Annotated in this window: 24 protein-coding genes and 1 tRNA gene; 15 read left to right on the forward strand and 10 right to left on the reverse strand. The window is 68.3% G+C overall.

The window, feature by feature from the left end:
* Positions 1-30 precede the first annotated feature (30 nt).
* The gene (locus B5X82_RS18910; RefSeq protein ID WP_012048655.1) at positions 31-231 is read right to left on the reverse strand and encodes a PspC domain-containing protein; all 201 of its coding nucleotides are present in this window, start codon (positions 229-231) and stop codon (positions 31-33) included.
* A gap of 31 nt (positions 232-262) precedes the next feature.
* Positions 263-430: a hypothetical protein gene (locus B5X82_RS26820; RefSeq protein ID WP_176152621.1), complete on the reverse strand. Its 168-nt coding sequence runs from the start codon at positions 428-430 to the stop codon at positions 263-265.
* A gap of 291 nt (positions 431-721) precedes the next feature.
* Between B5X82_RS26820 and B5X82_RS18915 the strand changes: the two genes are divergently transcribed.
* The 6 genes from B5X82_RS18915 to ribH all read left to right on the forward strand — a co-directional run bounded on the left by B5X82_RS18915 (position 722) and on the right by ribH (position 5,097).
* Positions 722-1,354 carry an energy transducer TonB gene (locus B5X82_RS18915; RefSeq protein WP_079649731.1) on the forward strand — a complete coding sequence of 211 codons (633 nt, stop codon included), beginning with the start codon at positions 722-724 and terminating at the stop codon, positions 1,352-1,354.
* A gap of 61 nt (positions 1,355-1,415) precedes the next feature.
* Positions 1,416-1,754, forward strand: a complete 339-nt coding sequence (locus tag B5X82_RS18920; RefSeq protein ID WP_079649732.1) for a hypothetical protein — start codon at positions 1,416-1,418, stop codon at positions 1,752-1,754.
* Between the two features lie 13 nt (positions 1,755-1,767).
* The gene (gene ribD / locus B5X82_RS18925) at positions 1,768-2,709 is read left to right on the forward strand and encodes a bifunctional diaminohydroxyphosphoribosylaminopyrimidine deaminase/5-amino-6-(5-phosphoribosylamino)uracil reductase RibD (RefSeq protein WP_079649733.1); all 942 of its coding nucleotides are present in this window, start codon (positions 1,768-1,770) and stop codon (positions 2,707-2,709) included.
* A gap of 1 nt (position 2,710) precedes the next feature.
* Positions 2,711-3,328 carry a riboflavin synthase gene (locus B5X82_RS18930; RefSeq protein WP_079649734.1) on the forward strand — a complete coding sequence of 206 codons (618 nt, stop codon included), beginning with the start codon at positions 2,711-2,713 and terminating at the stop codon, positions 3,326-3,328.
* Positions 3,329-3,388: 60 nt separating this feature from the next.
* Positions 3,389-4,663, forward strand: coding sequence for a 3,4-dihydroxy-2-butanone-4-phosphate synthase (gene ribB, locus B5X82_RS18935; protein ID WP_079649735.1), 1,275 nt, complete (start codon positions 3,389-3,391; stop codon positions 4,661-4,663).
* Positions 4,664-4,674: 11 nt separating this feature from the next.
* Positions 4,675-5,097, forward strand: a complete 423-nt coding sequence (gene ribH, locus B5X82_RS18940) for a 6,7-dimethyl-8-ribityllumazine synthase (protein ID WP_079649736.1) — start codon at positions 4,675-4,677, stop codon at positions 5,095-5,097.
* A gap of 50 nt (positions 5,098-5,147) precedes the next feature.
* Here the strand turns inward: ribH and B5X82_RS18945 are convergent, their stop codons facing one another.
* On the reverse strand, positions 5,148-6,203 hold the full coding sequence (locus B5X82_RS18945) for an alkene reductase (RefSeq protein WP_079649737.1): 1,056 nt from the start codon (positions 6,201-6,203) through the stop codon (positions 5,148-5,150).
* A gap of 56 nt (positions 6,204-6,259) precedes the next feature.
* On the opposite strand from B5X82_RS18945, the gene B5X82_RS18950 reads away from it, so the two are divergent.
* The 7 genes from B5X82_RS18950 to B5X82_RS18980 all read left to right on the forward strand — a co-directional run bounded on the left by B5X82_RS18950 (position 6,260) and on the right by B5X82_RS18980 (position 13,700).
* On the forward strand, positions 6,260-7,195 hold the full coding sequence (locus B5X82_RS18950; protein WP_079649738.1) for a DMT family transporter: 936 nt from the start codon (positions 6,260-6,262) through the stop codon (positions 7,193-7,195).
* Entirely contained in the window at positions 7,192-7,854 is a 663-nt protein-coding gene (locus B5X82_RS18955) for a COQ9 family protein (RefSeq protein WP_079649739.1), read from the forward strand. The genes B5X82_RS18950 and B5X82_RS18955 overlap by 4 nt, the downstream gene beginning before the upstream one ends.
* A gap of 56 nt (positions 7,855-7,910) precedes the next feature.
* On the forward strand, positions 7,911-8,177 hold the full coding sequence (locus tag B5X82_RS18960) for a FeoA family protein (RefSeq protein WP_079649740.1): 267 nt from the start codon (positions 7,911-7,913) through the stop codon (positions 8,175-8,177).
* 13 nt (positions 8,178-8,190) lie between these two features.
* On the forward strand, positions 8,191-10,056 hold the full coding sequence (feoB, locus tag B5X82_RS18965) for a ferrous iron transporter B (RefSeq protein ID WP_079649741.1): 1,866 nt from the start codon (positions 8,191-8,193) through the stop codon (positions 10,054-10,056).
* 126 nt (positions 10,057-10,182) lie between these two features.
* Positions 10,183-10,761 carry a single-stranded DNA-binding protein gene (ssb, locus tag B5X82_RS18970; RefSeq protein ID WP_079649742.1) on the forward strand — a complete coding sequence of 193 codons (579 nt, stop codon included), beginning with the start codon at positions 10,183-10,185 and terminating at the stop codon, positions 10,759-10,761.
* Positions 10,762-10,899: 138 nt separating this feature from the next.
* Positions 10,900-12,441 (forward strand): capsular polysaccharide export protein, LipB/KpsS family, encoded by a 1,542-nt coding sequence (locus tag B5X82_RS18975; RefSeq protein WP_079649743.1) that lies wholly within the window; start codon positions 10,900-10,902, stop codon positions 12,439-12,441.
* Complete coding sequence (locus B5X82_RS18980; RefSeq protein ID WP_079649744.1) at positions 12,438-13,700, forward strand: capsule biosynthesis protein; 1,263 nt, start codon at positions 12,438-12,440, stop codon at positions 13,698-13,700. Before B5X82_RS18975 ends, B5X82_RS18980 begins: the two co-directional genes overlap by 4 nt.
* Positions 13,701-13,749: 49 nt before the next feature.
* On the opposite strand, the gene B5X82_RS18985 is transcribed toward B5X82_RS18980, so the two are convergent.
* From B5X82_RS18985 to aroA, 4 genes are all read right to left on the reverse strand, one after another.
* Positions 13,750-14,280 carry a GNAT family N-acetyltransferase gene (locus B5X82_RS18985; protein ID WP_176152622.1) on the reverse strand — a complete coding sequence of 177 codons (531 nt, stop codon included), beginning with the start codon at positions 14,278-14,280 and terminating at the stop codon, positions 13,750-13,752.
* A 109-nt stretch (positions 14,281-14,389) separates the two neighbouring features.
* Positions 14,390-16,099, reverse strand: coding sequence for a 30S ribosomal protein S1 (gene rpsA / locus B5X82_RS18990; RefSeq protein WP_079649745.1), 1,710 nt, complete (start codon positions 16,097-16,099; stop codon positions 14,390-14,392).
* A 281-nt stretch (positions 16,100-16,380) separates the two neighbouring features.
* A complete protein-coding gene (locus tag B5X82_RS18995; protein ID WP_079649746.1) occupies positions 16,381-17,007 on the reverse strand; it encodes a (d)CMP kinase in 627 nt (208 codons plus the stop codon).
* Positions 17,004-18,350, reverse strand: coding sequence for a 3-phosphoshikimate 1-carboxyvinyltransferase (gene aroA / locus B5X82_RS19000; RefSeq protein WP_079649747.1), 1,347 nt, complete (start codon positions 18,348-18,350; stop codon positions 17,004-17,006). Before aroA ends, B5X82_RS18995 begins: the two co-directional genes overlap by 4 nt.
* A 116-nt stretch (positions 18,351-18,466) precedes the next feature.
* On the opposite strand from aroA, the gene B5X82_RS19005 reads away from it, so the two are divergent.
* Both B5X82_RS19005 and B5X82_RS19010 read left to right on the forward strand, forming a co-directional pair.
* Positions 18,467-18,787: a TIGR02300 family protein gene (locus B5X82_RS19005; protein WP_079649814.1), complete on the forward strand. Its 321-nt coding sequence runs from the start codon at positions 18,467-18,469 to the stop codon at positions 18,785-18,787.
* Between the two features lie 156 nt (positions 18,788-18,943).
* Positions 18,944-19,019 (forward strand) — tRNA-Ala (locus tag B5X82_RS19010).
* A gap of 52 nt (positions 19,020-19,071) precedes the next feature.
* Here B5X82_RS19010 and B5X82_RS19015 read toward each other — a convergent pair.
* From B5X82_RS19015 to B5X82_RS19025, 3 genes are all read right to left on the reverse strand, one after another.
* Positions 19,072-19,452, reverse strand: a complete 381-nt coding sequence (locus B5X82_RS19015; protein ID WP_079649748.1) for a nuclear transport factor 2 family protein — start codon at positions 19,450-19,452, stop codon at positions 19,072-19,074.
* Positions 19,453-19,598: 146 nt separating this feature from the next.
* Positions 19,599-20,855: a cytochrome P450 gene (locus B5X82_RS19020; protein WP_176152623.1), complete on the reverse strand. Its 1,257-nt coding sequence runs from the start codon at positions 20,853-20,855 to the stop codon at positions 19,599-19,601.
* A 241-nt stretch (positions 20,856-21,096) separates the two neighbouring features.
* Positions 21,097-22,323 (reverse strand): mechanosensitive ion channel family protein, encoded by a 1,227-nt coding sequence (locus B5X82_RS19025; protein ID WP_079649750.1) that lies wholly within the window; start codon positions 22,321-22,323, stop codon positions 21,097-21,099.
* Between the last annotated feature and the right edge of the window lie 18 nt (positions 22,324-22,341).

Here is a 22,341-nt window from a genome sequence, read left to right on the forward strand (position 1 = left end):
TCCGCCGGGATGACGTTTGAGAAGGGAGGCTCAGTACCGGTTCGACGGGGCGATCAGGCCGACCAGCAGGTAGAGGATGATCGTCGAACCGACGCCGCAGAGCGTGAGCAGGACGGCAAGGACGCGGACCAGCATCAGGTCGATGCCGCTATAGTCGGCAAGACCGGCGCATACGCCCATGATCTTGCCCTCGCTCTTGTTGAGGCGGAAGCTGTTGCTGCGGACGGACATGGCAATTTCCCTTTGCGGATGGGAGGGGAGGTCAGAGCAGGGCGGGCCGGTCCAGCGAGACCGAGGCCGCCGTGCAGAAGCAGTTGGCGTTGGCCGGGCCGAGCGCGGTCGCGAGGCAGGCGAGGCTGAACAGAAGACCGCCGCCGACCGCGAGCAGGAAGCGCCGGGCTTCGCCGAGGCTGAGGTTGGTGTCGATCATCGTCTTGCTCCCTTCGTCACGGCCACCCTTACGGCCGATGCCAGGACGTTTGCAGGAGCCGTGCCAAATCGCCAAAAGGCCGGAATGCGGGCATTTTCCCCAATGCATCGCGCGCAGAGCGCAACGATCATGCCAACAGGTGGGAAAATTCACCAATTTGCCATGGGAAACCGCGCCAATGCCGCCATCGTTGCGGCACCGGCAGGATTTCCGCGCCAAGCGCGTCGTAATGATGTATCATTGCCTCCGCGATCCGCCGTCAGCGCGGACGCACTGGAGTAGGAGGCGTTCATGACCCATGGAGGTTTTCTCGAACAAGGCAAAACGACCAACAAGATCGGCCTGACGCTCGTCATAGCCGGCCATGCGGCGGTCCTCGCCGCGCTCGCCCTGGCGCCACCCGAGGCGATCCAACGCATCGTCTATCTTCCCACCATCGTCGAAAGCATCCGGGAGGCGGCGCCGCCACCCGCTGAGCCGCCGCCCCCGCCGGCCGCCCAGCCCGAGCGGACGCAGCCGACCAGAGTCGATCCGATCGTCCAGGCCGGCGATCCGGTGCGGCCGATCGATCTGACGCCGCTGCCACCCCGGCCGCTGCCGCCGGTGCTGCCGCAGATCCCGCCAGCGTCGGAACCGGCGATGCTGCCGGCGACGATCGATCCCGCGGCGATGGCGCGCTTCCAGCCGGACTATCCATCCGAACTGGTCCGCGCCGAGCTGGAGGGGAGCGCCACCGTCCGGATACTGATCGGCATCGATGGACGGGTGAAGGCGGTCGAGCTGGTCAGCGCCACCCATCCCGGCTTCTTCGACGCGACGAAGCGGCAGGCGCTGCGCCACTGGAAATTCCGTCCGGCGACGAAGGACGGCATCGCCACCGAAAGCTGGCGGACGATGACGGTGCGCTTCACCCTCAAGGACTGATTGCCCCGGCCCGTCGCGCCCCGGGCTGGCGCGGCGGGCCTTCGGCCACTATCTAGCGGCCATGGCCGTCTTCCCCCGCCCCTCGAAACCCTCAGCCGTCTGGGCCGACTTAAAGGCGCTGCTGCGCCAGCAGGAACGGCACAAGCTGCTGATCGCGCTGGCCTCGATCCTGATGCCGGCGATCATCGTCACCGGCTTCTACGTCGATTCGAAGATGGACCCGCCCAAGGCGCAGATCATCTATGCGCAGAGCTGGCCCGCCAGCCGCACCGACGCCGAGATCATCAAGCAGAACATCGCCGACCAGAAGATCCGCGACGCCCAGCTCGCCGAGAAGCGCAAGGGCTACCAGCGGCTCGCCGACAATCTCGGCATTGATTATGAGCAGCCCAAGCGCTGACGATCATCGCTGGATGCTGTCGGCCGTGGCCCTTGCGGGGCGCGGCCGCGGACGGACCGCGCCCAATCCCAATGTCGGCTGCGTCATCGTCCGCGATGGGCGGGTGATCGGGCGCGGCTGGACCGGCGCGGGCGGCCGCCCCCATGCCGAGGCGATCGCGATCGAGGCCGCCGGCGACGTCGCCGGGGCGACGCTCTACGTCACGCTCGAACCCTGCGCCCATGTCTCGGCGCGCGGCCCCGCCTGCGCCGACCTGATCGTCGCGGCGAAGCCGGCGCGCGTGGCGATCGCGTTGCGCGATCCCGATCCGCGCACCGATGGGCGCGGCATCGCCCGGATCGAGGCGGCGGGGATCGCCGTCGCCACCGGCGTCGAGGCCGCCGCGGCGCGCGCGTCGATGGCCGGCTTCCTGACGCGTCGGTCGAAGGGACGGCCGCACGTCACGCTCAAGCTCGCCACCTCGCTCGACGGGCGGATCGCGCTGCCCGACGGGTCGAGCCGCTGGATCACCGGCCCCGCTGCCCGCGCCCACGCCCATCTCGAACGCGCCCGACACGAGATGATCCTGGTCGGGCGCGGCACGCTGGAGGCCGATTCGCCGACGCTGGACGTGCGCCTGCCCGGCCTCGAGGGACGCAGCCCGCGCCGCGCGGTGCTGGGCCATGGCGCGGCGCCCGAGGGCTGGACGGCGCTGCGCGACCCGACCGCCATCGCCGGTCTCGACGGGGTCGACCATCTGTTCGTCGAGGGCGGGGCGGGCACCGCCGCCGCCTTCCTGGCCGCCGACCTGGTCGACCGGCTGCTGCTCTACACCGCACCGATCGTCGTCGGCGCCGGCCGCTCCGCGATCGGCGACATCGGACTCGCTGACCTCGCCGCCGCGCACGATCGCTGGCGGCTCGCCGACACGCGGACGCTTGGCATCGACCGCCTCTCCATCTACGAGCGCATCTGACATGTTCACAGGCATCATCACCGACGTCGGCACGATCAGCGCGACCGAGATGCGCGGCGACCTGCATGTGCGGATCGCCTGCGGCTACGACACCGGCACCATCGACATCGGCGCCTCGATCGCCTGCTCGGGCGCCTGCATGACCGTCGTCGAGCTGGGCCCCGACTGGTTCGCGGTCGACATCAGCCACGAAAGCGTCTCGCGCACAGCGCCGGGCCGGTGGGAGACAGGCCGCAAGCTCAACCTCGAACGCTCGCTCAAGGTCGGCGACGAACTGGGCGGGCATATCGTCACCGGCCATGTCGACGGCGTCGGCACGATCGTGTCGATCGCCGCCGAGGGCGACTCGACCCGGCTGGAGATCCGCGCACCCGCCGAGCTCGCGCCCTATCTGGCGGCCAAGGGCTCGATCGCGGTCGACGGCATCTCGCTGACCGTCAACAGCGTCACCGACCAGCCCGACGGCAGCACCGTCTTCGGGCTCAACATCATCCCGCACACCGCCGCCGTGACGACGCTGGGGACGATGGCCGTCCATGACGGCGTCAATCTCGAGATCGACGTCCTCGCCCGCTATCTCGGGCGAATGGAGCAGCTCCGGTCGCTGGCGAAGCGGTAAATCACATTATAATGTGATTCTTCGATTGTAGGCCATATTGCGGTGTGATATTCACGCCGCATGAGCACCGAACTGATCGAACGCATCCGCACAGCCGTCGCCGAACGCGGCGTCTCCCGCTCTGGCATCGCCCGCGCCGCAGGCCTCCATCCCAATTCGCTGCGGTCGCTCGACGACCCCGATTGGAACCCGACGGCGGAGACGCTCAAGAAGCTCGAAAGCTACCTGTCCTATTCGGGCCTGTCGCCGATCGAGGAGATCATCGACGAGGCGCGCAACGGCCGGATGTTCATCCTGGTCGACGACGAGGACCGGGAGAATGAGGGCGACCTGATCATCCCGGCGCAGATGGCGACCCCCGATGCGATCAACTTCATGGCCCGCTACGGCCGCGGCCTGATCTGCCTGTCGATGACCCAGGAGCGGGTCGACCAGCTCGGCCTGCCGCTGATGAGCCGCAACAACGGCACCCGGCACGAAACCGCCTTCACCGTTTCGATCGAGGCGAAGGACGGCGTGACCACCGGCATCTCCGCGGCCGACCGCGCCCGCACCGTCGCGGTGGCGATCGACGCCGCCAAGGGCGCCGAGCACATCGTCACGCCCGGCCATGTCTTTCCGCTGGTCGCCAAGCCCGGCGGCGTGCTGGTCCGCGCCGGCCATACCGAGGCGGCGGTTGACGTCGCGCGGCTCGCCGGGCTCAACCCGTCGGGCGTGATCTGCGAGATCATGAACGACGACGGGACGATGGCGCGGATGGATTCGCTGGTCGAGTTCGCGCGCACCCACAAGCTGAAGATCGGCACAATCCGCGATCTGATCGCCTATCGCCGCAAGCACGACCATCTCGTCGAGCGCCGCGCCGAGGCGCGCTTCGACAGCCGCTGGGGCGGCGAGTGGAAGATGATCACCTTCTTCAACAAGGCGACCGGCACCGAGCAGACCGCGCTGGTGAAGGGCCATATCGACCCCGAAACCCCGACCCTGGTCCGCATGCATCTGCTGTCGCCCTTTACCGACATCTATGGCGAGGAAGGCCCGCGCTCGAAGCTGATCCAGCGATCGATGGAGATCATCGCGGAGGAAGGCGCCGGCGTGATCGTCATCCTCAACCGGCGGGTCGGCGGCTGGATGAGCCGTGCGGTCGAGGCGCGCAACACCGGCGACAAGTCAGTGATGGACGAGCTGCGCGACTATGGTGTCGGCGCGCAGATCCTGACCGAGCTGGGCGTCCACGACATGATCCTGCTGACCAATTCGCACCACACGCTGATCGCGCTGGACGGCTATGGCCTGTCGATCGTAGGCGAGCGTCCGATCCTTCCGGCGGAATAGAAAGCGAGACCATGGCCAAGCTGCTCATCGTAGAGGCGCGCTTCTACGACCATCTCAACGACCTGCTGCTCGACGGCGCGCGCACCGCGATCGAGGAGGCGGGCCACAAGCATGAGACGATCACCGTCCCCGGCGCGCTCGAAGTGCCGGGCGCGATCGCGATGGCGGCGGAAAGCGGCCGCTATGACGGCTTCGTCGCGCTGGGCGTGGTGATCCGTGGCGAGACCTATCATTTCGAGGTGGTCTCGAACGAGAGCGCACGCGGGCTGATGGCGCTGTCGATGGACAGCCTCGCGATCGGCAACGGCATCCTGACGGTCGAGAACGAGGCCCAGGCCCTCACCCGCGCCCGCCGCACCGAGAAGGACAAGGGCGGCGAGGCGGCCAAGGCCGCGCTGCGGATGATGGAGCTGCGCGAGAAATTCGCGGGCTGAGGCCGCAACCGTCATCCCGGCGAAAGCCGGGATGACGTCTCAGGGCTGTCCTACGCCGCGCTGGGATAGTCGATATAGCCCTCCGGGCCCTGCGCGTAGAAGGTCGCCACGTCGGCCCGCAGGATCGGCAGGCCCTTGCTGAAGCGCTGCGGCAGGTCCGGATTGGCGATGAACGGCTTGCCGAAGCTGACCGCATCGGCCGCCCCACTGTCGAGCGCGGCCTGCGCGCCCGCAGCGTCGTATCCGGCGTTGACGATGAACGGCCCGTCGAAGGCGCGCCGCATCGCCGGCCCGACCGGGGGATGGTCGAGCCCGCGCGGTTCGCGGATTTCGAGGAAGGCGATGCCGATGTCGGACAGCAGCGCCGCCGCCGCGGTGAACAGCGGTTCGGGATCGCTGTCGTCGACGCCCTGGATCGCGCCGTTGGGCGACAGCCGCACGCCGGTCCGTTCGGCGCCGACCGCATCGACCACGGCGCGCGTCACCTCGCCCAGCAGGCGGGTCCGGTTCTCGATCGACCCGCCATAGATGTCGGTGCGATGGTTCGACGAATCACGCAGGAACTGGTCGATCAGATAGCCGTTCGCCGCGTGAATCTGCACCCCGTCGAATCCAGCCGCGATCGCGTTGCGGGCGGCCTGCGCATAGTCGGCGAGCAGCGCCGGCACCTCGTCGATGCGGAGCGGCCGGGGTTCGGTATAGGGCTGCTCGCCCTCATAGGTCATGGCGAGGTCGGGTGCGGTGATCGCCGAGGCGGAGACCGGCTGCTGCCCGCTGACCGACGGATGGACGACGCGGCCCATGTGCCAGAGCTGGCTGACGATCCGTCCGCCCGCGGCGTGGACCGCCTCGGTCACCGGCCGCCAGGCGGCAACCTGCTCCTCGTTCCAGATGCCGGGCGCATGGGGCCAGCCGAGCCCGGCACGGCTGATCCCGGTCGCCTCGCTGATGATCAGGCCGGCCGAGGCGCGCTGCGCATAATATTCGGCCATGATCGGCACCGGCACCGCCGCGCGCGTCGCCCGCGCGCGGGTGAGCGGGGCCATGATGATGCGGTTGCGCGCCTCGATGGCGCCGAGGCGGATGGGATCGAACAAAGTCGGCATGCCGGAACCTTTCGCACTTGCGTGATGGAGCAAAAGGTAGGACGAGCCGGCGGGCGATGCATCCGCCCGATCAGACAAGATTTGCTCGCCCCCACGAAAGCCGGGCTGTCGCGATCCGCGCTTATGCGGCGATGGTGGTCGGCAATGTCGCGCTCGCCTTCGGGCCGTGGCTGGTCCGGCTTGCCGACGTCTCCTCGCTGTCCTCGGCCTTCTGGCGGCTCGCGCTCGCGGCGCCCTTCCTGTTCCTGCTGACCCGGCTCGCCCGCCAGCCGATCCCGCGCCTGTCGCCCGCCATGTTGGGCGTGATTGCGGTCGGCGGGCTGTGCTTCGCCGCCGATCTCGGCACCTGGCACATCGGCATCCTCCACACCAAGCTCGCCAATGCGACCCTGTTCGGCAACCTCGCCAGCTTCCTGCTCGCCGCCTATGTGCTGGTCACCACCCGCACCCTGCCCGACCGCTTCCAGTCGGCGGCGCTGGTGCTCGCCGCGCTCGGCACGATCCTGCTGCTCGGCCGCTCCTACCAGCTCGACACGCGCTACCTGACCGGCGACCTGCTCTGCATCTCGGCGGGGGTGCTCTACACCGGCTATCTGATCGCGATGACGCGGGCGCGCGGGCTGCTCCAGCCGATGCCGGTGCTGCTGATATCGACGCTCGCCGGCATGGTGCCGCTGCTGCTGTTCGCGCTGGCCGACGGCGGGCGCGTGCTGCCCCATGACTGGACCCCGCTGCTGCTGCTCGCGATCGGCAGCCAGGTGATCGGTCAGGGCTGCATGATCTACGCGATCGGCCACCTGTCGCCGCTGATCATCGGTCTCGGCCTGCTGACCCAGCCGTTCATCGCGGCCCTGATCGGCAGCCTCCAATATGGCGAGCGGCTGGGCGCGCTCGACATCGCCGGCGGCCTCGCCATCTGCGCCGCGCTGGTGCTGGTCCGCGCGGGCGGGGCTGGTCAGGCGCGCCGCCCGGTCGTAGAACCCGCTCCATGATCGCACCGACCGACATGACCCTGGACGAGCTGCGGATGGCACTGGCCGACGCGCTACCCGCCCATGCCGCGTTCGACGGCTGGGGCGGGGTGGCGATCGCCGGCGCCGCGGCCGAACTCGACGTTCCCGCCGATCGCGCCGCGCTGTGCTTCCCGAAGGGTGCGGTCGACATGATCGACGCCTGGTTCGAGAGCATCGACCGGGCGATGGCGGCGAAGCTCGCCGCACTCGACCTGCCGTCGATGAAGATCCGCGATCGCATCCGGGCCGCGCTGCTTGCCCGCCTCGACGAGGCCACCCGCCATCCCGACGCGCTGCGCCGCGCGCTCGCCATCCTCGCCCGTCCCATGCATGTCGCGCGCGCGGGCAAGCTCGCCTGGCGCGCAGCGGACGGCATGTGGCGCGCGATCGGCGACGCCAGCGTCGATGCCGCCTGGTACAGCAAGCGCGCCACGCTGACCGCGCTCTATGTGGCGACGATGACGGCGTGGATGGATGACGACAGCGAAGGTTTCGCCGACACCCGCGCCTTTCTCGACCGGCGAATCGACGACGTCATGAAGATCGAGAAGCTCAAGGCGCGGCTGAAGCCCGATCCTGATCGGCATTTCAGCCCGGCCCGCTTTCTCGGCCGGCTGCGCTACCGCATCGAGGGATAGACGGCGCGCACCTTAGCGCTGGCTTTCGCCAGCAGTTATTGATAATCACTTGCAGCATGACCGATGATGCCGCACCGACCACCCTCGACAAGCTGCCGCTGAGAAGCGGCGGCGCGATCGTCGGGATCGACTGGGACCGGCTCAGCGAGCGCGACGCCCGCCGGCTGCGCGAACTGGGCGTCGACGAAGGCGTACCGGTCGAGAAGCTGCACAAGGGGCCGTTCGGCGTCGACCCGATCGCCTGCCGGATCGGCCGCATGACGGTGGCGCTGCGCAGCGCCCAGGCCGCCGCGATCGCTGTCGGCCCTCTCAAAAGCAAATGAGCTGCCAGAGCCGATGAACCCCACACCATTGGTCGCGCTGGCCGGCAATCCCAATGCCGGCAAGAGCGCCCTGTTCAATGCCCTGACCGGCGCCCGCCAGAAGGTCGGCAACTATCCCGGCGTCACCGTCGAGCGCAAATCGGGGCGGATGAGCCTGGCGGACGGGCGGCCCGTCGAGCTGCTCGATCTGCCGGGTACCTACAGCCTGCAGCCGTCGAGTCCCGACGAGGCGGTGACCCACGATGTGCTGCTCGGCAAGCAGGAGGGCGAGCGGCTGCCGTCGGCGCTGCTGGTCGTGATCGACGCGACCAACCTCGACAACCATCTGCGCTTCGCGCTGCAGCTCATTGCGCTGGGCCTGCCGACCGTCGTGGCGCTCAACATGGTCGACATGGCCGAGCGCGACGGCCTGACGATCGATGCCGCCAAGCTGTCGGCCGAGCTGGGTGTGCCGGTCATCCCGACCGTTGCGGTGCGTCGTCGGGGGATCGAGGAGCTCAAGACCGCGATCGGCATGTTGTCGGCCAGCGGCGGCGCGGTCCGCGTCGATGCCGACCATCCGGCGCTGCACGAGGACATCGTCGAACTGCAGCGGCGCGCCCGCGCGATCGCCGTCACCGCGACCACCGAGGAGAATTTCAAGCGCCGCTGGACGCATCGCGCCGACGCGGTCGCCCTGCATCCGATACTCGGCCCGATCCTGCTCGCCACCATATTGTTCGTGATGTTCCAGGCGGTGTTCGCCTGGTCCGCCGCGCCGGTCGACATGATCGACGGCGCCTTCATCGACCTCCAGGACGCGGTGACGGCGGCGATGCCCGACGGCTTCCTGAGGTCGCTGATCGTCGAGGGGCTGATCGCCGGTGTCGGCGCGGTGATCGTCTTCCTGCCGCAGATCCTGATCCTGTTCCTGTTCATCCTGCTGCTCGAGGCGTCGGGCTACATGGTTCGGGCGGCCTTCATCATGGACCATCTGATGGCGCGGGTCGGGCTGTCGGGGCGTGCCTTCATTCCGCTGCTCTCCTCCTTCGCCTGCGCCATCCCCGGCATCATGGCGACCCGCACGATCGACGATCCCAAGGACCGGCTGACGACGATCCTGATCGCGCCGCTGATGACCTGCTCGGCACGGCTGCCGGTCTATGCGGTGATCATCGGCGCGTTCATCCCGGCACGCGACGTGGGGCCGGGAATCGGCCTCCAGGGCCTGGTCCTGTTCGGGCTCTACATCGCCGGGATCGCGGGTGCGATGCTCGCTGCCTACGTCCTGCGCCGGACAGTCACCAAGGGGCCGCCGCCGGGTTTCATGATGGAGATGCCGCGCTACCAGATGCCGATCCTGCGCGACATCGCCCTGGGGCTGTGGCAGCGCGCGCTGATCTTCCTCAAACGGGCCGGCACGATCATCGCCTTCACCACGGTGGTGCTGTGGCTGCTCGTCTCCTTCCCCAAGCCGCCCGCCGACTATGATCTGCCGTCGATCGACTATTCGGTCGCCGGCCGGATCGCGAACGGGCTCGAACCGGTGTTCCGCCCGATCGGCTTCAACCGCGACATGGCGCTGGCGCTGATCCCGGCGATGGCGGCGCGCGAGGTCGCGGTGTCGGCGCTCGCCACCGTCTATGCGGTCGACGCCGCCGACGAGACCGTGCAGGAGAAGTCGCTGGTCGAGCGGCTGCGCGGTCGCTGGTCGCTGCCGACCGCGCTCGCCTTCCTCGCCTGGTTCGTATTCGCGCCGCAGTGCATATCGACGATCGCCGTGGTCCGGCGGGAGACCAATGGGTGGAAATGGACGGGCTTCATGCTCGCCTATCTCTTCACCCTCGCCTATGTCGCGGCGGGCGCCACCTATTGGACGGCCGTCGCCCTCGGGCTTTGAGGCGACGATCGTCGGGGGCCTTGCACGCCCCCCTTGCCCGCGCTACCCGACATGTCTTGCCGACAGTCGTTGGAAGCCGTCCCGGGGGCGGTTCCGGCTGTCGATCGAACCCTTAAGGAGAATGCCGTGGCAGGCAGCGTGAACAAGGTCATCCTGGTCGGCAATCTGGGTCGCGACCCCGAGTCGCGGAGCTTCCAGAACGGCGGCAAGGTGGTGAACCTGCGCGTCGCCACCTCGGAGCAGTGGAAGGATCGCAACACCGGCGAGCGCCGCGACAAGACGGAGTGGCATTCGGTCGCGATCTTCAACGAAGCGCTCGCCAATGTCGCCGAGCGCTATTTGCGCAAGGGCAGCAAGGTCTATCTCGAAGGCCAGCTCCAGACCCGCAAATGGACCGACCAGCAGGGCCAGGAGCGCTATTCGACCGAGGTCGTGCTCCAGGGCTTCAACGCCGTGATGGTGCTGCTCGACCGCCCCGAAGGCGGCGGCGGCAATTTCGGCGGTGGCGGCGGCGCGACGGGCAGCGGCATGGGCTCGGGCGGCGCCTGGGGCGACGACGACGGCTATGGCAGCGGTGCCGGCTTCGGCGGCGGTAGCGGCGGCGGCAATTTCGGCGGCGGTAGCCGGGGCGGGAGCAGCGGCGGCGGCGCGCGCAAGTCCGACCCGTTCGATGCCGGCGATCTCGACGACGACGTGCCTTTCTAACGGTCGCTTCGGCCGGGACCTTCCCCGAATCAGGACGAACCGCCCCGGATCAGGGGTCCGGCGTCGTTCAGGCGGTTGATCGAATGTGACGGGGGCGTATTTTCCCGCGATGAACAAACTTGCGCGCTGAACGATGAGATGAAACTCCTCGCGCCGGTCCTTCGGTCCCCTCCCTTTCCGGGCACGCCGTCCGACACCGCAGCGGTGAGCCGCGCCGTGCCGCCCGCGGCGCCGCGCAGCGAGCTGTCGACGGCGGAGATCGAGCGCGCCCGGCAGCTGGTCGAACGGATCGTCGCGGAACGGATCGGAGGCGACTTCTGGAGCCCCGGCGCCGGCAATAGCTGGGCGAGGATCGCCACCGGATCGCCGGTCGCCGCACGGGGTGACGACGAGATCGGGCTGCTCGCCTGGATGGCAGGGGCGGAGATCGACTGGCTGAGCGACGGCCGCTTCGCCGACATCGCCCGCGACGGCGCTCCCGATCCGCTCGAACGCGCGATCACGAGCTGGCTGATCGACGCCGTCGAATATCGCGATCCCTATTCGGGCCGGCCAGTATCGATCGAAGCGGCGGTGGAGCAGCTCGCCTTCTGGCGCCAGACGATCGACCATAACCGCGGCATCGCCGTCGCCGCCGGCATCGCCGGATGGAAGCGGCGCGAGGTGGAGGCGATGCTGTGGCCGGGCGAGCCGCTGCATTTCGCCCGCTCGGCCGACGACGCCGTCCGCGCCGCCCGCACCGCCGCCGGCATGATCGCGGTGTGGCCGTCCAAGGCGCCGCGCGGACTCGACGCCGAGGCCGCCGCCCACGGCATCCCCCTTCACCCGGTCGAGGACGGCTTCCTGCGCTCGACCGGCCTCGGCAGCGATTGCCATCCGCCCCATTCGATCATCCTCGACCGCGAGGGGCTCCACCTCGACCCAAGCCGTCCTTCCGAGCTGGAGCGGCTGATCGCCACTCCGATCGACAATCCCGTGCTGATCGCCCGCGCCGAGCGGCTGATGCGCGACCTGGTCGAAAAGGGGATCAGCAAATATGCCAGCGGCGGTCGCCCCTATGAGCGGCCGGTCAAGGGCCGCCGGCTGGTGCTCGTGACCGGCCAGGTCGAGGATGACCTGTCCGTCCGCCTCGGCGCGGCGGGGGTCGAAGGCAATCTCGACCTGATCCGGCGCGCCCGCGCCGCCGAGCCCGACGCCTTCCTGATCTTCAAGCCGCATCCCGATGTCGACGCCGGCCACCGGCGCGGCGCCGTCCCCGACGCGGAGGCGCTCGCCCATGTCGACCTGGTGCTGCGCGACGTGCCGATGGCGTCGCTGCTCGACAGCGTCGACGCGATCCACGTGCTCACCTCCCTATCGGGGTTCGAGGCGCTGATCCGCGGCTGCGAGGTTGTTACGCATGGGCAACCCTTCTATGCAGGTTGGGGATTGACGCGGGACATGGCTCCGCCCATTGAACGCCGACGGGGCCGCAACATAACGAAAGCGCAGCTTGTGGCGGCAACATTGATCCTGTACCCGCGCTATCTCGATCCGGTTACCAAGCTCCCCTGCCCTCCCGAAATACTGGTCGAGCGGCTGGCGGCCCAACCCGTTCCCCAGGAAACCATCCTGACCCGGCTGCGGCGGCTGCAGGGCCGGCTGCGGCGTGGCCTGGCCGCCGCGGGAGGCCGGGCATGAAGCTGCACGACGTCGCCAAGCAGCGCTTCCTGTTCCTGCAGGGCCCGCCCGGCCCCTTCTTCGACCGGCTCGGCGCGGCGCTGCGCGCGCTCGGCCATGCGGTCCACCGCATCAACCTCAACGCCGGCGACGTCGCCTCCTGGACCGGGCCCGCGATCGACTATCGCGGCACCGCCGAACGCTGGCCGAGCTTCGTCGACGATTATCTGGTCCAGCATGCGATCACCGACGTGATCCTGTTCGGCGACTGCCGTCCGCTCCACAACGCCGCCCGCGGCATGGCGCGGCTGCGCGGTGTCCGGGTCCATGTCTTCGAGGAAGGCTATATCCGCCCCGACTGGGCGACGCTGGAGCTCGACGGCGTCAACGGCCACAGCTCGCTGCCGCGCGATCCCAAATGGTATCTCGACGCGGCGCGCACCCTGCCGCCGCTCGCCAAGCTGCCGACCGTACCGTCGCGCTTCCGCCGACGCGCGCAGGAGGCGACGAGCTATTATGCGCGGACCTCGATGGGCCGCTGGCGCTTCCCGCACTACAAGTCGCACCGCGACCGCTCCGCCCCGGCCGAGGCGCTCGGCTGGCTCAAGCAGTTCGCCTTGCGCAGCGTCCATGAGGAGCAGGCCGAGACTGCGCTCGCGAAGCTCGAGGGCAAGCGTTATTTCGCGCTGCCGCTGCAGCTGTCCTCGGACCACCAAATCCGCGTCCATTCGCTGTTCGGCACGATGCAGGCCGGTGCCTCCTACGTGATCGAGAGCTTCGCCCGCTCGGCGCCCGACGACACCTATCTGCTGGTCAAGGAACATCCGCTCGACAGCAGCCTGTTCAGCTGGCGCCGCTTCATCCGGCGCGAGGCACGGCGGCTCAATGTCGAGGACCGGGTGATCTTCGCCAAGGGCGGCAAGATCGACGACATCGTGGAGAATTCGCTGGGCGTCGTCACCGTCAACAGCACCACCGGCACGCTGGCGCTGGCCTGCGGCATCCCCGTGATCGCGTTGGGCCAGGCGGTCTACAACATCCCCGGCATCACTTTCGAAGGCCCGCTCGACGCCTTCTGGAGCAACCCGACCCCTCCCGATCCGCGCATCTGGGATGCCTTCTCGCGCGTGCTCCAGGCCCGCTGCCTCGTCTATGGCGGCTTCGCCAGCGACGAAGGGATCGAGATGCTGGTCGAAGGATCGATCGCCCGCCTGGTCGAGGCATCGAAGATCATCGACCTGAACCGCTATCTGGAAGGCGCGGCGCAGGCGGCGGAGTAGGCCTCCAGTAATCCGTCATGCCGGCCTCCGCCGGCATGGCGGCCAAGCGTCAGCGATCCTTCCGCAGGATATACTCCTCGTCGTACCAGCTGCCGACCTTGAAGCGGTAGTCGCCGACCTTCTCGAAGCCGCGCGCGGCATAGACGGCCTGCGCCTTGTCGTTGCCCGACCAGACGCCGAGCCATACGGGCCCCGGTCGCGCCTCCGCGAGATGGCCGAGCGCGGCGTCGAGCAGCGCCTTGCCGAGCTTCATCCCCTGCGCCTCGCGCAGCACATAGAGCTGGTAAAGCTCGCCCTGCTCCTCGCCGGCTTCGGGGTGCGGCAGCTTGCACGGACCGACCTGCGCATAGCCGAGCAGCCGGTCGCCGCTATCGGCCACCCAGGTCCGCCTGGCTGGATCGGCCAGTTCCGCCGCCACTGCCAGCGCCGAATAGGAGGCCGTTTCGAAGACCTCGCGGTCGGCGGGGGGATAGGGAATGGCGAAGCCCTCCTCCAGGAAGGTCTCGCGGAAGGTGCGGAGCTTGAGCGCGGCCAGCGCGGCGGCGTCCTCGGGCCGGGCGATGCGGATCGTTGCGGTCATCCCGCCTGACTGGAGGCGACGGGGGGCCGAGGTCAAGCCTGTCGCGGGCAAAAGAAAAGGGGCGCGGAAGCATGTCTTCCGCGCCCCGATCCTTTCCGGTGGAACAGGCTTAGCTGTTCTGGCGGGCCTTGAGGGCTTCGCCGAGGATGTCGCCGAGCGAAGCACCCGAGTCCGACGAACCGTACTGCGCGACAGCCTGCTTCTCTTCGGCGATCTGCATCGCCTTGACCGAGAAGGTCGGCTTCTTCGAGCGATCGAAGCCGGTCACCATCGCGTCGAACTTCTGGCCAACCTGGAAGCGCTCCGGACGCTGCTCGTCGCGGTCGCGGCCGAGGTCGCTGCGCTTGATGAAGCCGGCGGCGCCGTCGTCACCGGCCTGCACCTCGAGACCGCCGTCGGTGATCGCGAGGACCGTGACGGTGACGATCGCGTTCTTGTTGAGCTTCGAGCCGTCCGCGGTCGCCGCGCCGACGCCGCCACGCTCGAGCTGCTTGATGCCGAGCGAGATGCGCTCCTTCTCGGAGTCGATGTCGAGCACGATCGCCTTGACGGTCTCGCCCTTGTGGTGGAGCGACAGGGCTTCCTCGCCGGTCACGCCCCAGGCGATGTCCGACATGTGGACCATGCCGTCGACATCGTTGTCGAGACCCACGAACAGGCCGAACTCGGTCGCGTTCTTGACCTCGCCCTCGACCACCGATCCGACCGGGTGCGCTTCGGCGAAGGCCTCCCACGGGTTGGTGATCGCCTGCTTGAGGCCCAGCGAGATGCGGCGCTTGTCGGCGTCGACCTCGAGGATGACGACTTCGACTTCCTGGCTGGTCGAGACGATCTTGCCCGGATGGACGTTCTTCTTGGTCCAGCTCATCTCCGAGACGTGGACCAGGCCCTCGATGCCCGGCTCGAGCTCGACGAAGGCGCCATATTCGGTGATGTTGGTGACGCGGCCGGTGAACTTGCCACCGATCGGGTACTTGGCGGCCGCACCCTCCCACGGATCGCTCTCGAGCTGCTTCATGCCGAGCGAGATGCGCTGCGTGTCCTTGTTGATGCGGATGATCTGCACCTTCACGACATCGCCGATGTTGATCATCTCGTTCGGGTGGCCGACGCGCTTGTAGCTGAGGTCGGTGACGTGCAGCAGGCCGTCGATGCCGCCCAGGTCGACGAAGGCGCCGTAATCGGTGATGTTCTTGACGACACCCTCGATCACCTGGCCCTCATGGAGCGACTGGATCAGGCCCGAACGCTGCTCGGCGCGAGTCTCTTCGAGGACGGCGCGGCGCGACACGACGATGTTGCCGCGGCGGCGATCCATCTTCAGGATCTGGAACGGCTGCGGGATGTCCATCAGCGGGGTGACGTCGCGAACCGGACGGATGTCGACCTGCGAGCCCGGCAGGAAGGCGACGGCGCCGTTCAGGTCGACGGTGAAGCCGCCCTTGACGCGGCCGAAGATCACGCCCTCGACGCGGCTGGACTGCGAGAATTCGGCTTCGAGCTTGTCCCAGGCGGCTTCGCGGCGGGCACGGTCGCGGCTCAGCATCGCTTCGCCATGGACGTTCTCGACGCGGTCGACATAGACCTCGACCTCGTCACCGACCTTGAGGTCGGCCTTCTGGCCGGGCGCGGGCGCGAATTCGCGCAGCGCCACGCGGCCTTCCGACTTCAGGCCGACGTCGATGACGGCCATGTCGTTTTCGATCGCGGTGACGGTGCCCTTGACGACGCGGCCTTCGAAGCCTTCATTCTCGCCGCCGAGGGTCTGATTGAGCATAGCCGCGAAATCGTCGCGGGTCGGATTTGCCGTAGTGGCCATAGACGAATGTCTTCCTGTTTCGATTTATTCCGGCCATCCGGTTGTCTCCGGAGGTCTAAAAGCCTGATCGGGATCAGGCTTTCATCGGGATTTGCGATCGTGATTCACGAGCCGAGCTCATTCTCGGCTCGATCAAGATCGTGGGCCAGAACCGCCCCGGAAGCCCCATGCCTCCGCGGCATCCGCCGCACGATTCCGATCGCGAAGCCCCGAAAGCATAAAAGGCACGGCAAAGGATCGGCTGTTGCCGACCCCCTGTCGCGCCTGCTGGCGATCGCCTTCTAGCGGTCTGCCGTCCGGGCCTCCACGAGCGAAATCGCCCGTTGGACGGCCGCGTCTATACCGAGATCGCTGGTATCGAGCAAGTCGGCATCGTCGGCCTGCCGCAGCGGTGCGGTGGACCGTCCGGCATCGCGTTGGTCGCGGGCGATGATGTCGGCCATCACCGCTTCGAACGGCACGTCCGCGCCCATCCGCTCCAGTTCGTGGAAGCGGCGCTCGGCACGCACCCGGCTGCTGGCGGTGACGAACAGCTTGGCGTCGGCCTGCGGCGCGATCACCGTGCCGATGTCGCGCCCGTCGAGCACGGCGCCACCCGGCTGGCCGGCGAAGGCGCGCTGCCGGTCGAGCAGCGCCGCGCGCACCGGCGGATGGACCGAGACGAGCGAAGCCGCCCGTCCCGCCGATTCGGTCTTGAGCGCCGGATCGCCGAGCAGCGCGGGATCGAAGTCGCAGCCGGCGAGCGCATCGGCCGGATCGGCGGGATCGCCGCCCGCACGCTCCACCGACACGCCGACCGCGCGATAAAGCAGCCCGGTGTCGAGATGCGGCAACCCGTAGTGGCGCGCGAGCGCCCTGGCGATCGTGCCCTTGCCCGATGCCGCCGGCCCGTCGACCGCGATGATCATGCCGCTACCGCCCCCAGTTCGCCCATCAATCGGGTGAAGCCCGGGAAGCTGGTCGCGACCGGGCCCATGTCGTCGATCGTCACCGCCGCCCTGGACACCAGTCCCGCGACCGCAAAGCTCATCGCGATGCGATGATCGAGCCGCGCTGCGATCGTCGCGCCGCCGGGCAGCGGATCGCCGCCGGTGCCGTCGATGATCAGCCCGTCCTCGAGCTCCTCGACGCGGGCGCCGATCGCGCGCAGCCCCTCGGCCATCACCGCGATCCGGTCCGATTCCTTGACGCGGAGCTCCTCCAGCCCGCGCGCGACGGTGCGCCCCTCGGCCAGCGCCGCCGCGACGAACAGGATCGGATATTCGTCGACCATCGAGGCGACCGTGTCGACCGGGGTCTCGATGCCCTTCAGGGCCGAATGGCGCACGACGATGTCGGCGACCGGCTCGCCGCCGACCTCGCGCGGATTGGCGAACTGGATGTCGCCGCCCATCATCCGCAGCACGTCGAACAGCGCCGCGCGGGTGGGGTTGAGGCCGACATTGGCGATCGTCACCTCGGACCCGGGCACGAGCAGCGCCGCGACCGCGGGGAAAGCCGCCGAGGAGGGATCGCCCGGCACGACGATATGCTGCGGCCGCAGCTCGGCCTCGCCGCGAATCGATATGATCCGGGCACCGTCGGCGCCCTGCTCGACGTCGAGTTCGGCGCCGAAGCCCCTGAGCATCCGTTCGCTATGGTCACGGGTCGCTACCGGTTCGATCACGCGGGTGATGCCGGGGGTGTTGAGCCCGGCGAGCAGCACCGCCGACTTGACCTGCGCCGAGGCGACCGGGAGCCGATAGTCGATCGGCACCGCCGGACTGATCCCGCGCAGCATCAGCGGCAGCGTGCCGCCCCGGGCGCCCGGGGTAGCGGTCACGTCGGCGCCCATCAGCGACAGCGGCTCGATCACCCGGTTCATCGGCCGCTTCGACAACGAGGCGTCGCCGGTGAAGGTGGCGGTGATCGCATGGCTGGCGACGAGGCCCATCAGCAGCCGCGTCGACGTCCCTGAATTGCCCATGTCGAGCGCGCCCTCGGGCTGGAGCAGCCCGCCGACGCCGACGCCGTGGATGCGCCAGACATCGTCCTCGCCGCGCTCGATCTGCGCGCCCATGGCACGCAGGGCGGCGGCGGTGGCGAGGACGTCCTCGCCGGTCAGCAGCCCTTCGACCCGGCTCTCGCCGATCGCCAGCGCCGAAAACATCAGCGCCCTGTGCGAGATCGACTTGTCGCCCGGCACGGCAATGCTGCCGCGAAGCGGGCCGGGAGCCGAGAAGCTGGCGGGTCGGGGCGAGGGTGCATGCATAGGGCGCGGCTTTTGACAGCGGCGCTCCGCTATGGCAAGGCGCCCGGCGTTTAGGCTTTCCGCTGACTCGGGAGGCCGGGAATTCATCTTCATTTTCGATCTGGAGTTTGTCGACCGTGGTGAAACCGGAATGGGGCACCAAGCGGACCTGCCCGAAGTGCGGCACCCGCTTCTATGACCTGGAAAAGGACGATCCCGTCACCTGCATCGAATGCGGCACGGCGTGGGAGCCCGATCCCATCCTGAAGTCGAAGCAGCCGCTGCCGTTCGACGCGCCCAAGAAGGAAGGCCCCGAGCCGAAGGCGGTCGATTCCGACCTGTCCGACGACGATCTGGACATTGACGAGGACGCCGAGGAGAATCCGGACGACGACGTCGACCTGGGCGGCGACGACGATATCGGCCTGAACACGGCCGACGACGACGACGAGAACTGATCGGGCCCGCCGGAATGCCCAGCGATGCGGCATTCCGGCGCCCTTTCACCGAAAAAGCCGTCCGTCATGCAAAAGGGCTCTTGCAGGGCCCCGCAACCTGACCTAAAGGGCGCGCTCCGCCGCCGGGCCCAACCGGCGAGCGACCGAAAATGGCACGGGGCCGTAGCTCAGCTGGGAGAGCGTCGCAATGGCATTGCGAAGGTCAGGGGTTCGATCCCCCTCGGCTCCACCATTTTCCCATTCCCCACGAAACATCACCTTCACCCAGTGAAGCGGCCGACGGGCTAGCCCTGCGCCGGAAGCTGCGTCGAGGCATAGGCGGCGATCCGCCACCCTCCGTCCTCGTGCGCCCAGACCGAGAGGAACAGTGTCTCGGCCAAGCCTTCCTCGCCAGTGTCCGGCCGGCGATAGCCGACGCGGGAGACACCCCGGATCCAGCCGGCGGAGCCGATCAGATGCGCGTCGAGGTCGTGGGCCGTCATCGTCGTATAATGGACCTCGCCGGCCCTGATCCGCGCCAGATAGGACTCGCGGTCGTCGGTCAGCCCGTTGAGATGCGCATAGTAGAAGCCGTCCGCCATCATCGCTTCCAGCCCGGCGGCGTCGCCCTCGACCGAAAGCCGCCGCCGCCGGTGCTCGGCGGCGATCAACGATTGCTCATCCATGCGAACATCCCTCCCGAACCATCGTGGAGGGCCAGGCTATATCGCGACCGGCGCCAAGTCATTTGAATGGTCGTCATGCCGATACTGAACGACGGACATCCTCGACGCGCCGGGCCCGTGCCCCGGCTCGACCGCCCCGCAGCGTCTCACCGCACCAGGCGCACCGGCATCGTTTCCCAGCTGTTGCGGATGATGTGGACGACCGGAACCGGTTCGCCGGTCAGCTCGATCCGCTCGAAGCGATCGAGCATCGCCTCCAGCACCAGCGCACCTTCCATCCGCGCCAGGCGCTGGCCAAGGCAGAGATGCGGACCCGCACCGAAGGCGAGCTGGCGCGAGGCGGTGGCGCGCCGCACGTCGAATCCGTGCGGGTCCGGGAACACGTCGGGATCGCGATTCGCCGCCATGTACATGAGGTAGACGTGCTGGCCCTCCTTCATCGCCTGTCCGTCCACCTCGGTATCGGCGGCGACGTAGCGCAGGAAGGCCCGCGCCGGCGTCACCAGCCGCAGCGTCTCCTCGATCGCGTTCTTCACCAGCGAGCGGTCCTCCTTGAGCAGGCGCCACTGGTCGGGATTTTGGGCGAGATAATAGGGCAGGCCGAGCAACAGCGCGCGCGTCGTGTCGGCCCCCGCCGCGATCGCCGTCATCGCGAAGGTGATGACGTTGGGCAGCTTCACGCCCTTCTGCCCGTCGAGCTCGGCATCGAGCAGGACCGAGATCAGGTCGAGACCCTGCGTGTCGCCGGCGGCGCGCTCGGCTTTGCGGCGCTCGACATTCTCGGTGATATAGTCCTTCAGGCTGTCGAACTCCGCGACCGCCGCCTGCAGTTCCTCGAACGAGATGTCCGCGCCCAGCTTCTCGAGCTCGTCGCTCCAGAATTGCACGCGCGCCCGGTCCGTCGCGGACAGACCGATGAGGTGGCAGGCGGCTTCGACCGGAACGCCTGCGGCGAATTCCCAGAAATCGACGTCGCCGCGCTCCCCCAGCGCATCGAGCCCGTGCCCCACATGCGCCGTCAGCCTTTCCTGCAGCGACTGGATCGCCGGAATCGTGAAGGCTCCCTGGCTGACGCGGCGAAGCTCCTGGTGGCGCGGCGGATCGGTATTGCCGATCTGCTCACCGCCCTCGGGCCAGAATCCCTCCGAGAAATTGGTGCCGCCGGCCGCGTCGCGATATTTGATCTCGTTGAGGAAGATGCCACGGGCATTGCTGAAGATGTCGGCGCGCGACGATATCGTCCGTATGTCGCGGTGCCGCGTGATGACGAAGGTGTCGAGCGGCGCATAATGATAAAAGGGAGCCTCGCGCTGCATCCAAGCGAAGGTGGGCCAGGGATCGTCCAGATAGAATTGCGGTGACTCGATCGGCACCTCCCGGTGCAGTGCCGCTTGATCGGACATGTTCGCTCTCCATGATCTGGAACTTTGGGACGTTGGCACCTTGCCTGGCGGGCGTCGCGATCTTTGTCGCTTCATTGGCCGGCCCGACCCGTCGAGCATAAAGCAGCCGCCGCGGACGGTTTAGGCGTCGCTCGCGCGGGATTGGGGGCGGAAGCACCTAAACAGGAAAAGGGACGCCGCCGTCCACGGGCGCCTTCCCTTTCCGCCACGGACGATCAGGCCGAGGCCGGCCCGGCGAGGTCTATGCCGCCAGCAGCCTGCGGACGTCCTGTCCGCTCGGCTCCTGGAACAGGCGCAGGCCGAACTCGGGCAGGATGGCGAGCAGATGGTCGAAGATGTCGGCCTGGATGCTCTCATAGTCCGCCCAGGCGGTGGTCGCCGTGAAGCAGTAGATCTCGAGCGGCAGGCCCTGCGGCCCGGGCTGGAGCTGGCGGACCAGCATCGTCATGTCCTGCGACACGCGGGCATGGCTGCGCAGATAGGCGACGACATAGGCGCGAAAGGTGCCGATGTTGGTCGCGCGGCGGCCGTTCACCGGATCGCGCCCCGCTGCCGCCAGCTGCTCGTTCCACCGGTCCAGCTCGGCACGCTTGCGGTCGAGATAATCGTCGATCAGCGCGAAGCGGCGCATCGCCTGCTGCTCCTCGCCGGTCAGGAAACGGATGCTGGTCTGGTCGATCGACAACGACCGCTTGATGCGGCGCCCGCCAGCATCCCGCATGCCCCGCCAATTCTTGTAGCTTTCCGCGATCAGGCGATGGGTGGGGATGGTGGTGATCGTCTTGTCCCAGTTCTGCACCTTCACCGTGTGCAGCGCGATGTCGATGACGTCGCCGTCGGCATTGAGCTGCGGCATCTCGATCCAGTCGCCGACCCGCAACATGTCGTTGGAGGTGAGCTGGACCGATGCGACCAGCGACAGGATGGTGTCCTTGAACACGAGCATCAGCACCGCGGCCATCGCGCCGAGACCCGACAGGAGCAGCAATGGCGACTGTTCCATCAACGCGGCGACGATCAGGATCGCGGCGCCCGCGAACAGCAATATCCTGACCACCTGGACATAGCCCTTGATCGGGCGGCTCGCGGCGTCGGGACGGCGCTGGTAGAGCTGGTTGGCAAGGTCGAGCGCGCCGTTGACCGCCAGCATCACCGTCAGGATGACGAAGGCGCTGACCACGTTGCGCGCGACGGTCGCCGCCGCGTCGGGCAGATGCGGGACGGCGCCGATGCCGCGCGCGACGATGATCGCCGGGACGATCGCGGAGAGCCGCCCGGCGATTCCCGCCAGCGCGCCGCCGTCGTCGGGTAGCAGGCGCAGCGCCAGCCGCAGGATGATCTTCCGGACGAGAAGATGGGCGAGGAAGGCGACGGCGGCGAGCACGCACAGGCCAATCACCGTTTCGAGCCAGGGCGCGCCTTCGGGAAGAAGGGACAGGCCGGTCGGGATCGAGGCAAGGTCGGTCATCAGGGAAAATATCGCTGT

Source organism: Rhizorhabdus histidinilytica (assembly GCF_900167915.1).
Classification (GTDB): Bacteria; Pseudomonadota; Alphaproteobacteria; order Sphingomonadales; family Sphingomonadaceae; genus Rhizorhabdus; species Rhizorhabdus histidinilytica.

Coding starts and splice junctions, on each gene's coding strand:
- B5X82_RS19020 (WP_176152623.1), bottom strand. CDS start 20,855: ATGTCCGATCAAGCGGCACTGCACCGGGAGGTGCCGATCGAGTCACCG.
- B5X82_RS18910 (WP_012048655.1), bottom strand. CDS start 231: ATGTCCGTCCGCAGCAACAGCTTCCGCCTCAACAAGAGCGAGGGCAAG.
- B5X82_RS18960 (WP_079649740.1), top strand. CDS start 7,911: ATGACCGATGATGCCGCACCGACCACCCTCGACAAGCTGCCGCTGAGA.
- aroA (WP_079649747.1), bottom strand. CDS start 18,350: ATGCATGCACCCTCGCCCCGACCCGCCAGCTTCTCGGCTCCCGGCCCG.
- B5X82_RS26820 (WP_176152621.1), bottom strand. CDS start 430: ATGATCGACACCAACCTCAGCCTCGGCGAAGCCCGGCGCTTCCTGCTC.
- ribH (WP_079649736.1), top strand. CDS start 4,675: ATGGCCAAGCTGCTCATCGTAGAGGCGCGCTTCTACGACCATCTCAAC.
- B5X82_RS18955 (WP_079649739.1), top strand. CDS start 7,192: ATGATCGCACCGACCGACATGACCCTGGACGAGCTGCGGATGGCACTG.
- B5X82_RS18985 (WP_176152622.1), bottom strand. CDS start 14,280: ATGACCGCAACGATCCGCATCGCCCGGCCCGAGGACGCCGCCGCGCTG.
- ribB (WP_079649735.1), top strand. CDS start 3,389: ATGAGCACCGAACTGATCGAACGCATCCGCACAGCCGTCGCCGAACGC.
- B5X82_RS18915 (WP_079649731.1), top strand. CDS start 722: ATGACCCATGGAGGTTTTCTCGAACAAGGCAAAACGACCAACAAGATC.
- feoB (WP_079649741.1), top strand. CDS start 8,191: ATGAACCCCACACCATTGGTCGCGCTGGCCGGCAATCCCAATGCCGGC.
- rpsA (WP_079649745.1), bottom strand. CDS start 16,099: ATGGCCACTACGGCAAATCCGACCCGCGACGATTTCGCGGCTATGCTC.
- B5X82_RS18950 (WP_079649738.1), top strand. CDS start 6,260: ATGCATCCGCCCGATCAGACAAGATTTGCTCGCCCCCACGAAAGCCGG.
- B5X82_RS18975 (WP_079649743.1), top strand. CDS start 10,900: ATGAAACTCCTCGCGCCGGTCCTTCGGTCCCCTCCCTTTCCGGGCACG.
- B5X82_RS19015 (WP_079649748.1), bottom strand. CDS start 19,452: ATGGATGAGCAATCGTTGATCGCCGCCGAGCACCGGCGGCGGCGGCTT.
- B5X82_RS18980 (WP_079649744.1), top strand. CDS start 12,438: ATGAAGCTGCACGACGTCGCCAAGCAGCGCTTCCTGTTCCTGCAGGGC.
- B5X82_RS18945 (WP_079649737.1), bottom strand. CDS start 6,203: ATGCCGACTTTGTTCGATCCCATCCGCCTCGGCGCCATCGAGGCGCGC.
- B5X82_RS18920 (WP_079649732.1), top strand. CDS start 1,416: ATGGCCGTCTTCCCCCGCCCCTCGAAACCCTCAGCCGTCTGGGCCGAC.
- ribD (WP_079649733.1), top strand. CDS start 1,768: ATGCTGTCGGCCGTGGCCCTTGCGGGGCGCGGCCGCGGACGGACCGCG.
- B5X82_RS18995 (WP_079649746.1), bottom strand. CDS start 17,007: ATGATCATCGCGGTCGACGGGCCGGCGGCATCGGGCAAGGGCACGATC.
- B5X82_RS18930 (WP_079649734.1), top strand. CDS start 2,711: ATGTTCACAGGCATCATCACCGACGTCGGCACGATCAGCGCGACCGAG.
- B5X82_RS19025 (WP_079649750.1), bottom strand. CDS start 22,323: ATGACCGACCTTGCCTCGATCCCGACCGGCCTGTCCCTTCTTCCCGAA.